This window comes from Aminobacter sp. P4_D5 (assembly GCF_056401815.1).
The window spans coordinates 1-853 of record NZ_JBFUIP010000527.1; the positions used below are offsets into that span (position 1 = coordinate 1).

2 protein-coding genes are annotated in these 853 nt (G+C 66.2%); both read right to left on the reverse strand.

What is annotated here, in order from left to right:
- On the reverse strand, positions 1-156 hold a 156-nt coding region (locus AC1DWF_RS33270), incomplete at its 3' end, for an isocitrate/isopropylmalate family dehydrogenase (RefSeq protein WP_476842769.1).
- A 14-nt stretch (positions 157-170) separates the two neighbouring features.
- Positions 171-770 (reverse strand): 3-isopropylmalate dehydratase small subunit, encoded by a 600-nt coding sequence (leuD, locus tag AC1DWF_RS33275; protein ID WP_476842768.1) that lies wholly within the window; start codon positions 768-770, stop codon positions 171-173.
- Between the last annotated feature and the right edge of the window lie 83 nt (positions 771-853).

Sequence of the window (853 nt, forward strand, 5' to 3'; positions counted from 1 at the left end):
GAGCGGGTCGCCGGTGGTGTCGTAGGCGGCGTCGCCGATCTTGCCTTCCGTCATCTCGAATTGCGGGCCGTTGGCTGCGACGGCGCGCAACGCCTTCACGGCCTGCGCCGTCACCTCCGGGCCGATTCCGTCGCCGCCGAGGACTGCGATATGCATGTGTTCGTTGCTCCCTAGAGATTATGCCGGCCGAGACGCCGCTCGAAGGCGGCGATATCCTCGGAATGGGTCAGCGTGAATGCCAGCTCGTCCAGGCCTTCCAGGAGGCTGCGCCTGGCGAAGGGATCGATGTCGAAGTGCCAGATTTTCCCCGTGGCCGAGGTGACGGTCTGCGACGGCAGATCGACAGTAATCTCGGCGCCCGGCGACGCCTCGGCCTCGTCCATCAGTTCCGCCACCGCGTCGGCCGGCAGTACCACCGCCAGCATGCCGTTCTTCACGGAGTTGCTGGAGAAGATGTCGCCGAAGCTCGGCGCGATCACCGCACGGACGCCATGGTCGTAGATCGTCCAGACCGCATTCTCGCGCGAGGAGCCGCAGGCGAAGTTCTGGCCGCCGAGGATGATTCTCGCCTCGCGCCAATGCGGCTGGTTCAGCGGAAAGTCCGGCACCTCGCTGCCATCGGGATTCAGCCGCAAATCTCGGAAGAGGAAGGGCGCCTGGTCTTCGTCGCGCGGCTTCGCGAGGTACCGCGCGGGCAGGATCTGGTCCGTGTCGATATTCGCGCGGCGAAAGGGCACGGCGCAGGAGGTGAGGCGGATGAAGGGATCCATCACGCGTCTCCCATAAGCCGGCGGACGTCGGTAAGATGGCCCTCGATGGCGGCGGCGGCGGCCATCGCTGGCCCCATCAGATG